This window comes from Enterococcus sp. AZ095a (genome assembly GCF_050546735.1).
In the GTDB taxonomy this organism is placed as follows: domain Bacteria; phylum Bacillota; class Bacilli; order Lactobacillales; family Enterococcaceae; genus Enterococcus_D; species Enterococcus_D entomosocium.
The window spans coordinates 1,125,001-1,142,669 of sequence record NZ_CP172953.1; the positions used below are offsets into that span (position 1 = coordinate 1,125,001).

Annotated in this window: 16 protein-coding genes (1 of these 16 running past the window's edge); 11 read left to right on the forward strand and 5 right to left on the reverse strand. The window is 42.7% G+C overall.

What is annotated here, in order from left to right:
• Positions 1 to 443, forward strand: the 3' portion of a protein-coding gene (locus IGJ26_RS05235) for a hypothetical protein (RefSeq protein WP_194199406.1). The gene continues 10 nt to the left of window position 1, outside the view; 443 of the gene's 453 nt are visible here — the last part of the coding sequence; its start codon lies beyond the left edge, outside the window; its stop codon occupies positions 441 to 443.
• Between the two features lie 81 nt (positions 444 to 524).
• Here the strand turns inward: IGJ26_RS05235 and IGJ26_RS05240 are convergent, their stop codons facing one another.
• Complete coding sequence (locus tag IGJ26_RS05240) at positions 525 to 2,522, reverse strand: beta-galactosidase (protein ID WP_194199407.1); 1,998 nt, start codon at positions 2,520 to 2,522, stop codon at positions 525 to 527.
• A gap of 432 nt (positions 2,523 to 2,954) precedes the next feature.
• Here IGJ26_RS05240 and arcA point away from each other — a divergent pair, with 432 nt between their 5' ends.
• The 10 genes from arcA to IGJ26_RS05290 all read left to right on the forward strand — a co-directional run bounded on the left by arcA (position 2,955) and on the right by IGJ26_RS05290 (position 13,086).
• The gene (arcA, locus tag IGJ26_RS05245; protein WP_008380978.1) at positions 2,955 to 4,172 is read left to right on the forward strand and encodes an arginine deiminase; all 1,218 of its coding nucleotides are present in this window, start codon (positions 2,955 to 2,957) and stop codon (positions 4,170 to 4,172) included.
• A 384-nt stretch (positions 4,173 to 4,556) separates the two neighbouring features.
• Positions 4,557 to 4,868: a hypothetical protein gene (locus IGJ26_RS05250; RefSeq protein ID WP_008380980.1), complete on the forward strand. Its 312-nt coding sequence runs from the start codon at positions 4,557 to 4,559 to the stop codon at positions 4,866 to 4,868.
• Positions 4,869 to 6,860, forward strand: a complete 1,992-nt coding sequence (locus tag IGJ26_RS05255; protein WP_008380982.1) for a V-type ATP synthase subunit I — start codon at positions 4,869 to 4,871, stop codon at positions 6,858 to 6,860.
• On the forward strand, positions 6,844 to 7,317 hold the full coding sequence (locus tag IGJ26_RS05260) for a V-type ATP synthase subunit K (protein ID WP_005237160.1): 474 nt from the start codon (positions 6,844 to 6,846) through the stop codon (positions 7,315 to 7,317). The genes IGJ26_RS05255 and IGJ26_RS05260 overlap by 17 nt, the downstream gene beginning before the upstream one ends.
• Before the next feature lie 16 nt (positions 7,318 to 7,333).
• Positions 7,334 to 7,924: a V-type ATP synthase subunit E gene (locus IGJ26_RS05265; protein ID WP_016621387.1), complete on the forward strand. Its 591-nt coding sequence runs from the start codon at positions 7,334 to 7,336 to the stop codon at positions 7,922 to 7,924.
• Between the two features lie 14 nt (positions 7,925 to 7,938).
• Entirely contained in the window at positions 7,939 to 8,940 is a 1,002-nt protein-coding gene (locus IGJ26_RS05270) for a V-type ATP synthase subunit C (protein ID WP_005237156.1), read from the forward strand.
• Positions 8,933 to 9,247, forward strand: a complete 315-nt coding sequence (locus IGJ26_RS05275) for a V-type ATP synthase subunit F (protein ID WP_005229240.1) — start codon at positions 8,933 to 8,935, stop codon at positions 9,245 to 9,247. The genes IGJ26_RS05270 and IGJ26_RS05275 overlap by 8 nt, the downstream gene beginning before the upstream one ends.
• Positions 9,248 to 9,278: 31 nt before the next feature.
• Complete coding sequence (locus IGJ26_RS05280; RefSeq protein ID WP_008380990.1) at positions 9,279 to 11,054, forward strand: V-type ATP synthase subunit A; 1,776 nt, start codon at positions 9,279 to 9,281, stop codon at positions 11,052 to 11,054.
• Positions 11,054 to 12,442 (forward strand): V-type ATP synthase subunit B, encoded by a 1,389-nt coding sequence (locus IGJ26_RS05285; protein WP_005237151.1) that lies wholly within the window; start codon positions 11,054 to 11,056, stop codon positions 12,440 to 12,442. The genes IGJ26_RS05280 and IGJ26_RS05285 overlap by 1 nt, the downstream gene beginning before the upstream one ends.
• Positions 12,442 to 13,086: a V-type ATP synthase subunit D gene (locus IGJ26_RS05290; RefSeq protein WP_016613064.1), complete on the forward strand. Its 645-nt coding sequence runs from the start codon at positions 12,442 to 12,444 to the stop codon at positions 13,084 to 13,086. The genes IGJ26_RS05285 and IGJ26_RS05290 overlap by 1 nt, the downstream gene beginning before the upstream one ends.
• Positions 13,087 to 13,161: 75 nt before the next feature.
• On the opposite strand, the gene IGJ26_RS05295 is transcribed toward IGJ26_RS05290, so the two are convergent.
• The 4 genes from IGJ26_RS05295 to IGJ26_RS05310 all read right to left on the reverse strand — a co-directional run bounded on the left by IGJ26_RS05295 (position 13,162) and on the right by IGJ26_RS05310 (position 17,556).
• Complete coding sequence (locus IGJ26_RS05295; RefSeq protein ID WP_005237149.1) at positions 13,162 to 13,968, reverse strand: ABC transporter ATP-binding protein; 807 nt, start codon at positions 13,966 to 13,968, stop codon at positions 13,162 to 13,164.
• A complete protein-coding gene (locus IGJ26_RS05300; protein WP_005237148.1) occupies positions 13,968 to 14,888 on the reverse strand; it encodes an ABC transporter permease in 921 nt (306 codons plus the stop codon). The genes IGJ26_RS05295 and IGJ26_RS05300 overlap by 1 nt, the downstream gene beginning before the upstream one ends.
• A gap of 29 nt (positions 14,889 to 14,917) precedes the next feature.
• On the reverse strand, positions 14,918 to 15,895 hold the full coding sequence (locus tag IGJ26_RS05305; RefSeq protein ID WP_430599938.1) for an ABC transporter substrate binding protein: 978 nt from the start codon (positions 15,893 to 15,895) through the stop codon (positions 14,918 to 14,920).
• Positions 15,896 to 16,395: 500 nt separating this feature from the next.
• Positions 16,396 to 17,556: a hydroxymethylglutaryl-CoA synthase gene (locus IGJ26_RS05310; protein ID WP_016613067.1), complete on the reverse strand. Its 1,161-nt coding sequence runs from the start codon at positions 17,554 to 17,556 to the stop codon at positions 16,396 to 16,398.
• Between the last annotated feature and the right edge of the window lie 113 nt (positions 17,557 to 17,669).

Here is a 17,669-nt window from a genome sequence, read left to right on the forward strand (position 1 = left end):
ATGAGAATAGAATCAAATCGGCGATAGATGGGACAAATCCAATGGTGATCAAAGAATTGCCTGGCAGTTTTGCTGTTTATGGCGATGTCCAATTTCTTCCCGGATATTGTGTATTATTACCTAAAAGAGAGGTGGCTTCTTTAAATGATCTAGATTTAAGCGAGCGTCAGATTTTCTTAACTGATATGACTCTTTTAGGAGATGCTATAATACAGGCGTGTTCTCCATTGAGAATCAATTATGAACTATTGGGAAATACCGATAACTTTCTTCATGCACATCTTTTTCCTCGTTATGAATGGGAAACTAACGAAGCAAAAAAAATGCCTGTTTGGTTGTATGACAAATCCCATTGGACTAATCCAGAGTATCACTATTCAGAAAAAAGAGATGGAGAGCGAAGACAAAAGATAAGCTCTTATTTAGAAAACGCCTATCGTTAGTCTAATGAACCTTTCTAATCTAGTAACCTCAATAAAAGAACCTCCATGAAGCGATCGCTTCATGGAGGTTCTTTCCTTAGATCAATCAATATACTTAAGAATTGCGACTTCTTTTGGTTTCAGAACTGTCAACTGTTTGGTCTCTTTGGTTAGAAGGTCTACTCCAGCGGCTTTCAGCTTCACTTCTGTTGTCTGCTCGGTATGGTTTAAGAGAAAGACGAGTGTATAGCCAGCACCTTTGCGGCAGGTAACGGAGACTTCAGTAGGAGCAGCCAAGAAGAGCTGGGCATGAGTCGTTAAATTGTGATTTTCCAGAATGCTCGTTAAAAATGTTGTTAGACCTTCAAGGGACAATTCTGTTCCTACGTAATACGCATATCCATCGTCGATCCGGTTCATGGTAATGGCTGGCTTATCGGTCAAATAACCGGAATGGAAGGTTGCCAAAGCTTTCGCACCTTTTAGATGGATGACTTCCTCCCATAGAGAATTGTCGTACCGACGACCTTGGAAGTCAATTTGGTGATGGGTAGCCGCTCTCATTGGGTAAAACTCTTCTACAATGATCCCTAAGGTGTCCCTAAACAGTCCTGGATAGCCCCCAAGATAGACTTGGTCATATTCATTGACGATCCCACTAAAGAAATTGGTCAAGAAGATGCCGCCTTGTCGCACGTAATCATGGATCTTCTTACCGAATGCTTCGGGTGCTGAATAGAGATTTGGGGCGATCACTAAAGGATAGCCGCCTAGGGATTCGGAAGGATGGACAAAGTCTACGCTCAGATTTAACGCCCTAAGTGCGGCATACAGGCTGCGTAACTGATGAATGTATTTTAAGGTTCTTGGTTTGGCATCCAATTCCAGCGCCCACCAATTTTCCCAGTCGAAGACAACTGCGACATCAGCCAAGAAGCGCGTCCCAACGATTTCGGATAGTTGCGAAAATTCGTTGCCTAATTGTGCACATTCACGAAAGATACGGCTTGACTGAGGATCTCCGTGAGGCACCATCGCACTATGAAATTTTTCCGCACCGCCACGAGACTGTCGCCATTGAAAGAACATGATACCATCAGCACCATGAGCGAGCGCTTCATAACTCCAAAGACGCAACTGGTTGGGGGTCTTGGCCCCGTTGATTTGTCGCCAATTAACGGCGCTGGTGGCTTGCTCCATGATCAAGAATGGCTTTTTCTTCAAACTGCGGGTTAAATCGTTAGCAAGAAATTGCGGGTAAGGGATTTTTTCAAAGGGATTCGGGTACGAATTCCAGCTGACCACATCTATTTCAGGTGCCCATTTAAATCCATCTACGTATTTGTGTAAGCCCATAAGATTGGTCATATAAGGAATGTCATGGGAATATTTTGCAATCGCCGCCTTTTCAATTTGATAAAGTTCCAGATTCATGTCGGAAAGAAACCGACGGTAGTCTAATTGCTGTGCAGGATTTTTGAAGGTTGGCATTGCCTCTGGTAAGAAAATTTCCTCCCAGCTGCCATAGGATTGACTCCAAAACTTCGTTGACCAAGCATCATTCAATCCAGCGATGGTCAGATATTTCTCTGCTAACCATGTCTGAAATCTTTTCCGACAATGATCGCAATAACACTCGTGGATGTGACACGTATATTCATTATTGATATGCCACATGACCAGCCCTGGATGATTAGCATAACGGTTTGCGACTGCTTCAGACAAATCGGCGGCATATTGACGATAGATAGGGGAAGTCGGACAGTAGTGCTGGCGCGCACCATGAACCAGTCGATTGCCATGAATGGTCACAGGCAGCATCTCAGGGTGTTTTTGAACAAGCCAAGCGGGAGGAGAAGCTGTTCCATTGGCTAGGTCGATCATGATATTGTTTTCATATAAAAGATCCATCAACCAGTCCAGAAAGTCAAAATCATAGGTGGATTCATCTGGCTGCAGATTGACCCAGCCAAAAATATTGATACTTACATAGTTCACACCTGCTTCTTTCATTAAGCGCATATCTTCAAGAATGACTTCTTTAGACCATTGTTCAGGATTGTAGTCGGCACCATAGTAAAGCTGACGTTGCGTTTTCATCAAATCGCTCCTTTATAGACGTTTCTTTAGTATCAAGATACTTGAATCATATCAAATATTCATCTGTTTGATAGCGGTATCATTTGAAAATCATGAAATGATCCAAAAAAACAAAGATAGTTCAATCTGGTTTCGCAACTAGGGCTATAGTCCGCCAGTTCTTTTGCCTTGCTGTTTTTTTAACAAAAATATACAATTGAAAAAGGCGGTAAATTAAAACATCTAAAATTTATCTCTCTAAGTAGTTGTTTTTTTATTAATAGTTTCTTTATAAAAAAATGCATGTTTATAACCAACAGATCAAAAAAACTATTAAACATTAGCAGAAGATTACTATGAGTCAAAGAAATGAATAATTATGTGTCGAGGAGTCATAAACGAGGAATGACATAAGTTATTCCACAAAAAATGCGAAAAAGGAGAGACACGTCCATGAACCAGCCAATACAGATCTTTTCTGAGATTGCGCCCTTAAAGCGGGTGCTGTTGCATCGTCCAGGAGCAGAATTGGAAAACTTGATGCCGGATTATCTTGATCGCTTGTTGTTCGATGATATTCCTTTTCTAGACCAAGCACAAAAAGAGCATGATTTTTTTGCCGAGACGTTAAGAAACAGAGGGGTGGAAGTCCTTTATTTGGAAGATCTTGCTGCAGAGACATTGTCGACGACCGGTGCCAAAGAAGCTTTTTTAGAAGATTATTTAAATGAGACAACGATCCTTGATGAAGAGATTCGCAACGAAGTGCGCAATTTTTTCCTGTCGATCAAAGATAATCGCTCCTTTATCGATCATACGATGGCGGGCTTGAAAAAAAGTGAGGTAGAAATTCCAAGAGCTAGCAAGTTAACGGCGATCGTTGAAACGGAATATCCTTTTTTGATCGATCCAATGCCAAACTTGTATTTCACGAGAGATCCGTTTGCTACGATTGGTCATAGCGTTTCCTTGAATCGAATGTATTCTGCAACGAGAAGACGAGAAACCCTCTACGGAAAACAAATTTTTACGCACCACCCGATGTTTTCCCGCAATGAGACGAACTTTTTGTATCATCGGGACGAAACGACGCGGATGGAAGGCGGCGATCAGCTGATTTTATCTGATAAAATCGTGGCGATCGGTATCTCTCAACGAACCGAGGTTGCTTCTATCGAAAAAATTGCCGAAACGATTTTTGCTACAGAACCGAGTTTTGAACATATCTTGGCATTTAATATTGGTGAAGAACGAAAATTTATGCACTTAGATACGGTCTTTACGATGGTGGATCATGATAAGTTCACGATCCATCCAGAAATCGAGGGAGAACTTTCGCTGTATTCAATCACTAAACACAAGGACGGTGTGCGAGTATATGAGGAAAAAGATACGTTGGAAAACATTCTTTGCCGTTATTTAGATTTGCCTGAAGTACACTTGATTCGCTGTGGTGGTGACGACTTAGCGGCAGCAGCCAGAGAACAATGGAATGATGGTTCCAATACATTGGCGATCGCCCCAGGGGAAGTCGTGGTCTATGACCGCAATACCATCACCAACGGGTTGTTAAAAGAGGCAGGCGTCAAGTTGAATGAGATCTCAGGAAGTGAATTGGTTCGCGGACGTGGAGGTCCACGCTGTATGAGTATGCCATTTATTCGTGAGTAGGACGAATCTTTGTTATTTTAATTGCGGATTTTTGCTTTGAAATTATGAAAGTTAAGAAATAGAAGAGAGAAAAATAAAAGAAAGATTTGAAACGGCATTCTGTTTCTAATCTTTCTTTTTTGTCATCATTTAACCCCCTATAAATTGAAAAGGATTTCTTTTTGTGAAAATGTGTAATTTTTGTGACTTTTATATGTAAAGACTATAAAAAAACGCTAGGAACCTTGTTCTATCGCTAAATTTATGGTACGGTTATATTAGAAAACGGAAATAGGTGAAGGTATTTGCCACTTATTGATTTTTGACACCCTACGATCAGCGAATGCCATATGCTTGATTTGTAGTGGTTTTTTTTGCGGAAAAAAAGGGAAAGCAGGTGAGAAAATGGCAGTAGATGCAATTCGATTATTACAAGAAGCAGAGCAATTTGCTGAAAATAAAAACCAAGAAGCGGAAGCAGAAAAAAAACAATTGGCACAAGAACGCGAAGAACGGTTGAAGGCGTTTAAAAAAGAGTTGGCAGAAAAAGAAGCCCAACAAAAAGAAGCAATCAATCAAAAAATCGCAGCTGAGTTAACACAGTCAAAAGAACCGCTCATGGCTAAAACGAAAGCAGAAGTGGAAACACTACGAACGATCCCTAATGAGTTAAAGGAAGAAGCATTGGCAATAATAATAAATAAGGTTGTGACATAAATGGCAATTGCAAAAATGCAAAAGTTCAGTCTGTTGACCTTTTACGATCAGAAAGAAGCTGTTTTAGAGCAGCTGCAAGACTTTCAGGGCGTAGAACTGCTTTCTTCGGAGAAATACTACGATTCTGAAGAAACGACGGGTGTTTTGACACCGGTTCGCGAGGAACAGTCTGAAGAAGAAATGGAGAACCAGTTTGGTCAAGTCAACTGGAGCTTAAATTTTTTAGAAGAATATGTACCCAAAAAAGGAATGCTGGCACAACTGCGGCAACCAATCAAAAAATATACCCTTCAAGAATTGGCTGAAACAGCCCACACCTATCCCTGGCAAGAATTATGCCAGACCCTTCGTAAACAAGACAAACGTCTTCGCTTGATCGATCAAGAAAAACGCGATGTATTAGCACAAGAAGCAGAGCTGTCGATTTGGAAGTATTTTAAAGAGCGTCCAGCGGTTTTAAAGGAATTAAAAAAATCAGGTGGCTTGCTAGGTTCGATTCCCACTTCTGAAATGGCTGACTTTACGACGAACAGTGAGAAGCTGCCGCTCGTCTATGTGGAAACTGTTTATCAATCACAAACAACCACTTATTTACTGGTCCTTTTCCACAAAGATGTAAAAGAAAAAGTAACTTCACTTCTTAAAAAAGTAGCCTTTGAGCAATACATCTACCCTTATGAGGGCATCCCAGAAGAAGATCTGCAAACGATGAAAGAAAAATCCCAACGTTTAATTGATGAAGAAAAAGAGATCAAAGCCTCTCTTCGTGCAATGACAAACGAGCAAGAAACTTTGCGGATCGTTGCCGAGTATTTAGATGGAGCAATCACCCGCTTAAAAAGCAATAAGATGCTTTTACGTTCTACTCATGCGGTCTCGCTTTCTGGCTGGGTTCCTGTTGATGGAACGGCCGAATTAGAAAAACGCATCAAAAAAGGAACTACGGATAACTATTACCTCGAATACCAAGAAGTGACGGAAAAAGAGATTAGTAATGTGCCGATTTTATTAGAAAACGCACGTTGGATCAAACCTTTTGAAGGACTTGTTCGGATGTACAGCTTGCCGCAATATGACGAGTTAGATCCGACACCATTTATGGCGCCTTTTTATATGGTGGCATTCGGGATGATGGTTGCCGATTTTGGCTATGGTTTGCTTTTGTTTCTGGCGACGTTTCTTGGGAAAAAGCTGTTCCACCTCAGCAAAGGGCTGGAACAAAACTTGACCCTCTTTCAGTTATGCTCGATCCCCACGATTATTTGGGGCTTGATCTATGGCAACTTCTTCGGATTTGAATTCTCATTCCAACTGTTGTCTGCCCAGGATGATGTCAACCAGATCTTAGTCTTATCCGTGATCTTTGGGTACATCCAGATCATGTTTGGTTTGGCGCTGAAATTCTATATTCTATGGAAGAAAAAAGACCAGAAACTGGCTGCGATGTTCCAAGCCGGTTCATGGATCGTCTTTTTGATCAGTGTGGCTTTTGTTGCCGCAGGAATGCTGCTTTTCCCTGACACACCGTTACAAATGATTGGGATCGTAATGATCGCTGCCAGTCTATTAGCAGTGGCCATCGGAGGCAGTTTAGAAGGTAAAACCTTAGCAGGAAAAATCGGTTCTGGATTGTACGGATTGATGGATGTGACCAATTATGTTGGTGACTTGATCAGTTACACCCGTCTGATGGCGTTAGGGGTTGCCGGCGGAAGTATCGCCTCAGCCTTCAACTTGATCATCAGCTACCTGCCGCCAGCAGCCCGGTTTACGGTTGGTATCTTATTATTTGTGGCATTGCATGGCCTAAATATTTTCTTAAGTTACCTTAGTGCGTATGTTCATGGTATCCGTTTGCAGTATTTAGAGTATTTTGGAAAATTCTTTACGGGGGGCGGACGTGCCTTTGACCCCTTCAAATCAAATGAAAACTATGTAGAGATCATCTCAGAAGAGAAGTTACAGGAGGACAATAATGGAAAATTGGATTAGTTTCTTTTACGAAAATGGTGGAATTGTTTTTGCAGCTTTAGGTGTAGCGACCGCAACGATTTGCGGCGGTATCGGATCAACGATTGGTGTTGGGATGACCAGTGAAGCAGCGTCAGGCTTGATCTCAGAGCAGCCAGAGAAATTCGGACAAGCGTTGATCTTAGAGTTGCTATCTAGTACTCAGGGGTTATACGGGTTCGTAATTTCCTTTATGATCTTTGGTCAGATCAGCGGTTCGCTCTCATTCGATCGCGGATTGTACTTGTTTATTGCTTCGTTGCCAATCGCATTAACAGCGATCGTAGCCGGAAAATGGCAAGGACGTGCCGCAAGTGCTGCGATGCAGATTCTAGCCAAAAAACCAGAACATGTGACCAAAGGGATTATCTTGGTAGCGATGATGGAAACGTATTGTATTTTAGGGTTCGTTATTTCCTTCTTGCTTGTCTTGAATTAAGAGGAGGGAAAAGTGAATGTCTGATATTACACGTTTAACTGACAAAATAACCGCTGATGCGGAAAAGAAATACCAGCTGCAAATCAAAGAAGCGAAAAAAGAAAGTGAAAATCAAGAAAACTTAAAGCGAACGCAATTAGAAAAAGAACTTAGTGAACGGTTAGCTTTTTATGAAAAAGAAAAACGTGCGACGATGTATTTGGAAATCTCAGATGTGCATATTCAATCAAGAAACAAGGTCTTGGCAGCAAAGCAGTCGGTCTTAGATGAGCTGTTTACTGAGGCTTTGACCCGTTTAAATACGATGGATCAAGCAGCATTTTATGCGTTTATCGCTAATGGCTTGGCGAATGCAAGGTTAACTGGTGAGGTTGAGTTGCTTTTAGGTGAGAAGACCCGCCATTTAGTGGATGAGGAGCTCCTCGCTAAATTGCAGGCATCTGCCCCAGATGTTCAGCTGAAACTGGTAAATAAAACGATCCCTCGTAAGGGTGGCTTTTTGTTGCGACAAGAAGCGATCGAGTTGAATTTTACTTTTGATGCGCTACTAGAAGCCAACAAAGAAGAGTTAAGCAATACGTTACTGCAATTGATTTTTGAACAGTAAGCAGGTGCAAACAGATGAATGACATCAAATACAATACCTTAAATACGAGAATTCGGACGTATGAATCGCAATTATTCGATCGCAGCCGCTATGAGCGGATGCTCTCGGCTGCTAGCGCAGAAGAAATCTACGGTATGTTGCAAGAAACGGTTTATGGTGACTTCATCAACGAGGATGATCGTGTACACGACTTTGAACATGTGTTGATGGCGGAGTTGAAACGGGTATACGACACGATGTATCAGCTGACACCGGAAAAAGCGATCGTTGATTTCTTTGCTTTGAAATATGACTATCAAAATCTGAAAGTCTTGGTAAAAGCGGCGTACATGCAAGAAGATTTTTCTGAATATCTTGTCCCAATTGGTACCCAGCCGCTTTCCGTCCTTAAGGATCTGGTCAAGACCAGAAAAAGCAATCTTGTTGCCAAAGAGATGGTTGATTGTGTGGAAGAAGTCTTCTCTTATATTGAGAACTACCATGAGGTCCAATCGATCGACATCATCTTTGATAACCACTATTGGGAACAATTGTGGACGATTGGCAAAGAATACGACGACGATCTGCTGCAAAGCTTGATTCGTCGACAAATCGATATTTTCAACATTTCAACAACGTTGCGCAGTTACGCGATGAAACGCAAGCGCGGCTTTATCAGCGCAGTTTTAGCCGATCATGGAAACCTACCTGCAAAAGAATTGTTAGCTGAGATCACGACTTCCCTTGAGGCATTTGTGGCATATTTGCAAGGGACTCCTTATAAAGAACTGATCAATCACAGCTATGAAGAGTTGGTAGAGAAGAAGACCTTGAATACCTTTGATATACGCAAAGACAATTTTCTAATGGCGAAGCTCAAAGAACATAAAATTGTTCCTTTTGGCCCTTCAGCATTGGCAGGTTACTTGTACGCCAAGGAAATTGAAAGCAAGAACTTGCGTATTCTCCTGATTGGGAAAATCAATAAGGTGCCGGAAGAGATTTTAAGAAGTCGGGTGCGTGATAGTTATGCATAAAAAAATAGCAATGATGGGTGGTAAGAACTCGATCTTGCCTTTCAAAGGGCTAGGGATCGACATCTTTCCAGTCAGCGATTTGGATGAAGCCGCCCAACAACTAGAAGAAATGGCTGAAGCCTATGGGGTAATCTTTTTGACTGAGCGACTGATCGAACAATTAGAACCGATCGTTCGCCGCTATGAAGAAGTACCGACACCAGCGATCATTCCGATTCCAAGTAGTACGGGTAGTTTAGGGATCGGCATGGCACGAATTCAGCAAAATGTGGAAAAAGCGGTAGGAATGAATATATTAGATTCATAACAGACAAGTCAGCCAGCTAGGAGGAATAAATGTGGCATTTGGCACAATTGAAAAAGTATCGGGACCACTGGTCACCGCCTCAGGATTAAGTGGCGCAAAAATCCACGAAATCTGCAAAGTCAGTGACAAGGGCCTTATCGGTGAGATCATTGAGATCAAAAAAGGGCTGGTTTCGATCCAAGTATACGAAGAAACAGCGGGAATCGGACCAGGCGAGCCCGTGGAAACGACAGGCGCACCATTGTCTGTCGAACTAGCACCAGGTTTGTTGACTCAGATGTTTGATGGGATCCAACGACCATTAGATACGTTTATGTCGCAAACAGAAAGTGATTTTTTGGAACGAGGGGTTACCATCGATCCACTGAATCGCCAAAAGAAATGGACCTTTGTCCCTCAAGTACAAGTCGGTGATACCGTACAAGGTGGCGACATTTTAGGTTCAGTACAAGAAACATCGGTGATCGAGCATAAGATCATGGTGCCACCAAACTATGAAGGAACCGTCAAAGAAATCATGGTAGGGAATTTTGCTATTACTGAAGTGATCTGTGTCTTAGAAACCATTGAGGGTGAAAAAAACTTGACGATGGTTCAGAAATGGCCGGTTCGTCAACCACGTCCCGTTACTGCTAAATTAAATCCAGGCGAACCACTGGTCACTGGACAGCGCGTCATCGACACCTATTTTCCAGTGGCAAAAGGCGGCTCAGCTGCCGTTCCCGGACCATTTGGTGCCGGAAAAACGGTTGTTCAGCACCAAATTGCTAAATGGTCGGATGTGGATATCGTGGTCTATGTCGGCTGTGGCGAGCGAGGCAATGAAATGCGGGATGTTATGAATGAATTTCCTGAACTGATCGATCCAAATACCGGCAAGTCCATCATGGAACGAACGGTCTTGATCGCCAATACGTCGAATATGCCAGTTGCTGCTCGGGAAGCCTCAATCTATACAGGAATCACGATTGCAGAATATTACCGTGACATGGGCTATAGTGTTGCTATCATGGCAGACTCAACATCACGTTGGGCAGAAGCGCTGCGGGAAATGAGTGGACGATTGCAAGAGATCCCAGGAGATGAAGGCTATCCGGCGTACCTTGGAAGTCGAATTGCGGAATACTATGAGCGAGCAGGGCGTTTCCATTCATTAGGCACACAGCCTCGGGAAGGAAGCATTACCGCAATTGGTGCGGTTTCACCTGCTGGTGGAGACATCTCAGAACCGGTCACCCAAAATACCTTACGAATCGTGAAAGTCTTCTGGGCATTGGATAGTATGCTGGCGCAAAAACGGCATTTTCCTTCCATCAACTGGATGAATTCCTATTCCCTTTACGAAGATCAAATCAATTCTTATTTAGATCAATTATTAGGCGATCGCTGGTCGGAGCTAGTCAATGAATCAATGGCGATTCTCCAAGAAGAAAGCCGTTTAGAAGAAATCGTTCAATTGGTAGGGATGGATTCTCTTTCTCAAAGAGACCGTTTGACAATGATGACAGCCCGTTCTTTGAGACAAGATTACTTGCAGCAAAACGCCTTTGATGACGTTGACACGTATACATCTCGCAATAAGCAGTTCAAAATGTTGGAGAATATTCTTTACTTTAATGAACAAGCCCAACGTGCACTGCAGCTAGGTGCTTACTTAGATGAGATCACAAAAGGAACGGTTGATCTGCGTGAGCGCATCGCCCGCAGCAAATACATTCCTGAAGAAGAATTGACCCGCTTGGATACGATCAAGCATGACATCAAAGAAAAGTTACAACGAATCATTGAAACTGGAGGTGTTCATTGATGTTAAAAGAATATCGTACAGTTTCCGAAATTGCCGGCCCTTTAATGGTGGTCGAAAATGTTCGAGGCGTTAAATTCGACGAACTCGTTGAGGTCCGCATGGACACAGGCGAGATCCGTCAAGGACAAGTACTGGAAGTCAGTGATGACAATGCTGTTGTCCAAGTATTTGAGGGTACAAGTAATTTGAGTGCTGAAGAAAGCAAAGCAAGGTTTCTAGGAACTGGTTTAACTTTAGGGGTTTCTCTAGATATGATGGGTCGGGTTTTTGACGGTTTAGGAAAACCAAAAGATAATGGCCCGAGAATCTTGCCCGAAAAACGCATCGATGTAAATGGTGAAGCCATCAATCCGATGGCACGGGACTTCCCGGATGAATTTATCCAAACTGGGATTTCAACGATCGATCATTTAAATACATTAGTTCGTGGACAAAAATTACCAATCTTTTCTGCTTCTGGTTTGCCTCATAAAGAGATCGCTGCTCAAATCGCACGACAAGCAACAGTACCCAGCCAAGAAGGCAATTTTGCGATCGTCTTCGCAGCAATTGGGATTCCGTTTGAAGAAGCTGAATTTTTCGTGGATGAATTCCGCAAAACCGGTGCATTAGATCGATCTGTTTTGTTTATGAACCTTGCCAACGATCCAGCAATCGAACGGATCGCTACTCCTAAGATGGCATTGACTGCAGCAGAGTATTTGGCTTTTGAAAAAGGCATGCACGTCTTAGTGATCATGACCGATATGACGAACTACTGCGAAGCATTGCGAGAAATCTCCGCTGCCCGCCGAGAAGTTCCGGGACGTCGCGGCTACCCAGGGTATCTATACACCAACTTAGCTACACTGTATGAACGGGCAGGACGTTTGATGGGCAAAGAAGGATCGGTCACACAGATTCCGATCTTAACGATGCCAGATGGCGATAAAACCCACCCGATTCCTGATTTGACTGGCTATATCACAGAAGGACAAATCATTTTGTCGCGGGACCTTTACAAACGCAATATCAATCCGCCAGTGGATATTTTGCCAAGTCTTTCTCGGTTGAAGGACAAAGGAACGGGAGAAGGTAAGACCCGTGCAGATCATGCGGCAACGATGAATCAAATTTATGCCGCCTATTCCGATGGGAAAGCTGCCAAAGAGTTATCGATCGTTTTAGGAGAGTCTGCCTTGTCTGATCTTGATAAAAAGTACGCGCGTTTTGCAGATCTTTTCGAAAAAGAGTATGTCAACCAGGGATTTGAAACCAACCGGACGATTGAAGAAACGTTAGATTTAGGCTGGAAGCTATTAGCTACCTTGCCAAAACAAGAGTTGAGCCGTATCAAAGAAGAATTTATCGACGCCTATTACCCAACGGACGAGGATGTGAGTTCTTAATGGCGATCTTAAATGTCAATCCAACTCGGATGGAACTAAGTCGTTTGAAAAAACGGCTGACGACGGCAACCCGTGGTCACAAATTATTGAAAGACAAGCAAGATGAGCTGGTGCGCCAATTCATTCAGCTAGTAAAGAAAAACCAGAAGCTTCGTAAAAAAATGGAAACTGCGCTGCAAGCAGGGATGGAAGAGTATGTGCTGGCTTCTAGTAGTATTCCCGATGTCGTTTTGCAAGAAGCATTTATGATCCCTTTAAATAAAGTGACCCTAGATGTACAAAGTCGGACCATCATGAATATGGATGTGCCAGTGTTAAATCCTGTTTACGAAGAAGAGAGCTCCGATGATGACTTTTCCTACGGTTTTGTAAGTACCACCAGTGAGCTGGATCTCTCGTTGTCTCATCTTGATCAGATGCTGCCAGTGATGCTTCAGTTGGCCGAAATCGAGAAAACCTGTCAACTGATGGCCAATGAGATCGAGCGGACGAGGCGAAGAGTCAATGCGTTAGAGTATATGACGATTCCCAAGCTGACGGAAACCATTCAATACATCGAAAGCAATCTGGCAGAAGACGAACGAGCAACATTGACCCGCTTGATGAAGGTCACAGATATCATTGCGGAAAATGAAGCAAAATAAGGATTTTGCCAATCATTTGGAAGAATCAAAAAAGGCACGTAGAAGGGGGTTCCTTTCTACGTGCCTTTTTGCTTGTTAAGAGCGTAAGAGCAGTTGGTCATCTTTTAATTCAGCACCGCTATTTTGATGGAACATTTCCATCAATTCAGGGACTGTTAAATGTTGCTTTTGCTCACCGGCAATATCCACGACGATCTTGCCTTGATGAAGCATGATCAGGCGATTGCCATAGCGAATGGCATCTTCCATATCATGAGTAACCATGAAGGCCGTCAACTGTTGTGAACGAATCAATTGATCGGTCAATGCCATGACAGTCAACGAGGTTTTTGGATCTAGGGCAGCGGTATGTTCATCTAATAAAATCAATTTAGGTTGTTGCAATGTTGCCATCAAGAGGGTAATCGCTTGACGCTGTCCGCCTGATAACAAACCGATCTCGGCAGAAAGACGATTTTCTAAGCCTAAGTTTAGACTGGCTAATTTTTCTTGGAAAAACGCGCGATTTTTTGCTTTGACGCCTGTCGCAAACCCTCGGACTTGGCCCCGTTTGTAAGCAAGTGCTAAGTTTTCTTCAACAGTCAAACGAACCGCTGTCCCCATACGTGGATCTTGAAAGACTCGGCTAATATCCTTTGAGCGTTTCGTAACGGATAAACGGGTGATGTCTTTCCCATCTAAGGTGATTTTTCCTTGTTCTGTTGGGATCGTTCCTGCGATACTGTTTAAAAGGGTCGATTTTCCGGCACCATTGCCACCGATGATCGTGATAAAATCTCCGGCATTCATCGTCAGGTCAATGCCTCGCAAGACATGGTTCTCATTGATCGTCCCTTTTTCAAAGGTTTGGTGTAGATTTTCGATTGTTAAGACTGAAGTCATTAGGATTGGCCTCCTTTGGTTTTTGGCAGCATCTTTTTAAGTCCTAGTTTTGAACGAAGCTGCGGTAACGAGAGGCAGATGACTAAGACGATTGCGGATGCCAGTTTGATATCATTGGCTTCGACATTGAACTCGAAAACGACGGCCAGGATAAAGCGATAAACGATCGCTCCAATCACGATGGTGATCAACCGCAAAAGCAAAGATTTATTGGCAAATAAAACTTCTGCAATAATGATCGATGCTAAGCCAATCACGATCGTACCGATTCCGGAGTTTAGGTCAGCAAAACCGTTGTTTTGGGCTAAAAGAGCACCTGAAAGGGCGATACAGCCATTAGAGATCATGTAACCGATGATCTTCATATTATCGGTGTTGATGCCGTTGGCTTCACTCATAGCTAAATTATCGCCTGTTGCGCGCAATGCTAAGCCGATCTCTGTACGGAAAAAGAGGAACAAGCACAAAATGACGATAGCTGCGAAGAGAAAGCCCGCAAGAATCACGGCATTGTTTTTGGTCAGACCCATTGCTTGAAATTGGGTGAAGACCGTGTCTTGTCCTAACAAGGCAATGTTGGGAGCACCCATCACACGATTTGTGATGGAATAAAGCCCAGTCATCGTGATGATCCCGGCCAACAAGGCTGGGATCTTTAGTTTTGTATGCAGTAGTCCGGATACCAAGCCGGCTAACATGCCACCGCCAAAGCCCATCAAACTGGCTAGTATGGGGGAGACGCCATTCGTAATACTGATTGCAGCGATCCCTGCACCTAATGGAAAACTTCCTTCTGCAGTTAAATCAGCGATATCCAGAATACGGAAGGTCAAAAATACTCCGATTGCCAGCAATGCCCAAAGGATCCCTTGAGAGGTGGCAGATTGTAGTAATAGTAAGAACGTGTCGACTAAATTCATATGATTTCCTCAAATCTAAAATAGTATGGTTATTCTGGGGCAGTGATGCTGGCAGGATCAATCCCTAAAGCTGCAGCCATTTCTTCATTGACGACTAACTCTAAATTCTCCGCTGTTTCAACGGGTGTGGTAGCTGGTTCTGCATCGCCATCTAAAATTTTTGCTGCTAGTTTTCCTGTTTGAATGCCTAGTGATTTATAGTCAATACCATAAGTTGCTAGAGCTCCATCATCGACTTGTTCCACGGAACCTGCGACGATCGGTGTTTTGGTTTCTTTCGCCACTTCACCGACGATTGCAGCAGCAGAGGCAAAGGTATTATCTGTTGGAATATAAATGCCATCGACATCTTTTGCCAGGCTAGTGGTCACTTGCTGCACATCATTGGTGGTATTGGCGGTCAATACTTTAACGTCGACTCCAGCAGCTTTTAAGGCTTCTTCTGCCAAGTCTGCTTGAATTTTCGAGTTAGCTTCACCTGCATTATACATAATGCCGATCGTCTTGGCGTCAGGGACGATGCTTAACAGCAAATTGATCTGCTGCTCAATGGGTACCATGTCTGACGTACCGGTGATGTTGCGACCGGGTTCTTCATTTGAGTCGGCTAATTTTGCCCCAACTAAGTCAGTAACTGCGGTAACCACGATTGGGGTATCAGTGGTTTCATTTGCTAACGAAACAGCAGCAGGAGTAGCGATGCCCAATAAAAGATCAGGGTTGGCATTCACTAGGCGTTCGCTCATGCTTTTTAAGTTGTCTTGACTGTTTTGCGCATTTTGGTATTCGATCGTCAGGTTTTCACCTTCTGTATAGCCCGCTTCTGCTAAGCCTTCTTTAAATCCTTCGTAGGCGGCATTCAAGGAGCCATGTTCCACGAGTTGCAAGATACCGACTGTTTTTGATCCGTCGTTTCCCTCAGAAGCATTGTTTGATTCCCCACAAGCTGCCAGTGCCAGTAGTGAAGCCGTTAATAATCCAGTTGTGATCCATTTTTTCATTTTCATTGTAACTCCTCCTATAAACGTTTCTTTTTTAATTGGGGTTTACCTGAACAAAAAAATCCATTCAGACAATCGTCTAAATGGATTCGATCCTATACCAAGCGTAAACGTATATTGGCAACCATTTAGAAGATTTTCTACATGGCTGCAAGTTCAAGTTAAAATGCTTTAGCCATCATAGATACAAACAAAACTCGTTTTGCGGTTTGCATCCATAATGTGTTATGAATACAAACTATCTAAAGTAGCTAAAGTAAAAGATATTCAGTTGTGGGGACACGGTCGTTTTTAACATAAAAAAGTTCCTCCATACTTGAATTGTTTTTAGTATAGACAAAAAAAAGCGGACTGTCAAATGTTTTTCCTGAATTATCTGAAAATTTTTGAATAACAATCAGAAAAAGTCTGAAAAAGATGCTTTGTTTCAACAAATTAAAAAGAAAGAAAAAAACTTTGTTTCATCAAGCTTTCTTGCTTGAAAATAAACAAAGTTTTTCTTAACATCACTCGTTTTCTTCTTTATAATAACGAATGGTATTTTTGATTTCACGAATACTGTAAAGCAGATCATCCTCAAAGGATTGATCTTGATCAATATCGATGGTCTCATTGAACATTGCTTCGTATTCAGCAATCGTTAGTTTTTGACGGGCATCAAGTAACGTTTGGTGAGCAGCTTGTGCTAACTGTTTTTCATAACCGGGTACCAATACGCCGCTGAAAAATTCAGCAACCGCTCCTGAGCCGTAACTAAACAGTCCTATCCGATCATTGGCTTGCAAGCTGGAGGAATTTTCCAATAAAGAGATCAAGCCTAGGTACAATGAACCCGTATACAAGTTGCCGGTACGACGACTGTAAACGATCGATTCTTCATAGCGAGCCATCAGGCGTTCTTGTTGCGTTTCTTCTTCTTCGGCAAAAACAGCCAATAAGGCTTTTTTTCCCATTTTTGTATAAGGAATATGGAAACTCAATGCAGCGTAATCTTTTGCTGTGCGTTGCGTTTTTTCGCAATGGGCTTGCCAAACTTGTTTAAAGGAATCGATATAGACGGCATTTGACAAGTGGCCATCTACCATTGGATATTGATGACCAACGGGACGCCAAAAATCATAAATGTCTTGCGTCAACATCAAATTATCGTTATCCAACTGCAAAATCGCTGGATCTGCAGAGATCAGCATAGCAACTGCACCTACGCCTTGAGTGGGCTCTCCACCGGAAGCTAAGCCATACCGGGCGATGTCTGAAGCCACCACCAAAACTTTGCTTTTTGGATTGGCTTGTACGTGGGCTTTAGCAAACTGTAAGCCTGCTGTTGCGCCATAACACGCTTCTTTGATTTCAAAGGAGCGGGCAAATGGTTGAATACCCAATAGGCGATGCAAAACCACTGCCGAAGCCTTTGATTCATCGATGCCGGATTCTGTGCCGACGATCACCATATCAATTGCTTGTAAATCTTCTTTTGTGAGGATATCTTTTGCCGCATGCATGGCAAAGGTGACGATATCTTGCGTTTTTTTATTGACCGCCATTTGATCTTGACCGATCCCGATCGTAAATTTATTTGGGTCGACCTCTCGGGCGTGAGCTAGATCAACCATATCTATAAAATAGGGGGGGACATAAAAATTTATTTTATCAATACCAACGTTCATTCCGTCGCTCCTTTATGTTCTACGTACTTAGTAGGCTACACGTTCTAAGGTATCATATTTTTTGAAAAAAATGAAAAAGAATTGATTAGAATTTAAACTTTATTAAAGAAAGT

Excerpts from the sequence above, each read along its gene's own strand:
- IGJ26_RS05240 (WP_194199407.1), bottom strand. The coding sequence starts at position 2,522 with ATGAAAACGCAACGTCAGCTTTACTATGGTGCCGACTACAATCCTGAA.
- arcA (WP_008380978.1), top strand. The coding sequence starts at position 2,955 with ATGAACCAGCCAATACAGATCTTTTCTGAGATTGCGCCCTTAAAGCGG.
- IGJ26_RS05250 (WP_008380980.1), top strand. The coding sequence starts at position 4,557 with ATGGCAGTAGATGCAATTCGATTATTACAAGAAGCAGAGCAATTTGCT.
- IGJ26_RS05255 (WP_008380982.1), top strand. The coding sequence starts at position 4,869 with ATGGCAATTGCAAAAATGCAAAAGTTCAGTCTGTTGACCTTTTACGAT.
- IGJ26_RS05260 (WP_005237160.1), top strand. The coding sequence starts at position 6,844 with ATGGAAAATTGGATTAGTTTCTTTTACGAAAATGGTGGAATTGTTTTT.
- IGJ26_RS05265 (WP_016621387.1), top strand. The coding sequence starts at position 7,334 with ATGTCTGATATTACACGTTTAACTGACAAAATAACCGCTGATGCGGAA.
- IGJ26_RS05270 (WP_005237156.1), top strand. The coding sequence starts at position 7,939 with ATGAATGACATCAAATACAATACCTTAAATACGAGAATTCGGACGTAT.
- IGJ26_RS05275 (WP_005229240.1), top strand. The coding sequence starts at position 8,933 with ATGCATAAAAAAATAGCAATGATGGGTGGTAAGAACTCGATCTTGCCT.
- IGJ26_RS05285 (WP_005237151.1), top strand. The coding sequence starts at position 11,054 with ATGTTAAAAGAATATCGTACAGTTTCCGAAATTGCCGGCCCTTTAATG.
- IGJ26_RS05290 (WP_016613064.1), top strand. The coding sequence starts at position 12,442 with ATGGCGATCTTAAATGTCAATCCAACTCGGATGGAACTAAGTCGTTTG.
- IGJ26_RS05295 (WP_005237149.1), bottom strand. The coding sequence starts at position 13,968 with ATGACTTCAGTCTTAACAATCGAAAATCTACACCAAACCTTTGAAAAA.
- IGJ26_RS05300 (WP_005237148.1), bottom strand. The coding sequence starts at position 14,888 with ATGAATTTAGTCGACACGTTCTTACTATTACTACAATCTGCCACCTCT.
- IGJ26_RS05305 (WP_430599938.1), bottom strand. The coding sequence starts at position 15,895 with ATGAAAATGAAAAAATGGATCACAACTGGATTATTAACGGCTTCACTA.
- IGJ26_RS05310 (WP_016613067.1), bottom strand. The coding sequence starts at position 17,556 with ATGAACGTTGGTATTGATAAAATAAATTTTTATGTCCCCCCCTATTTT.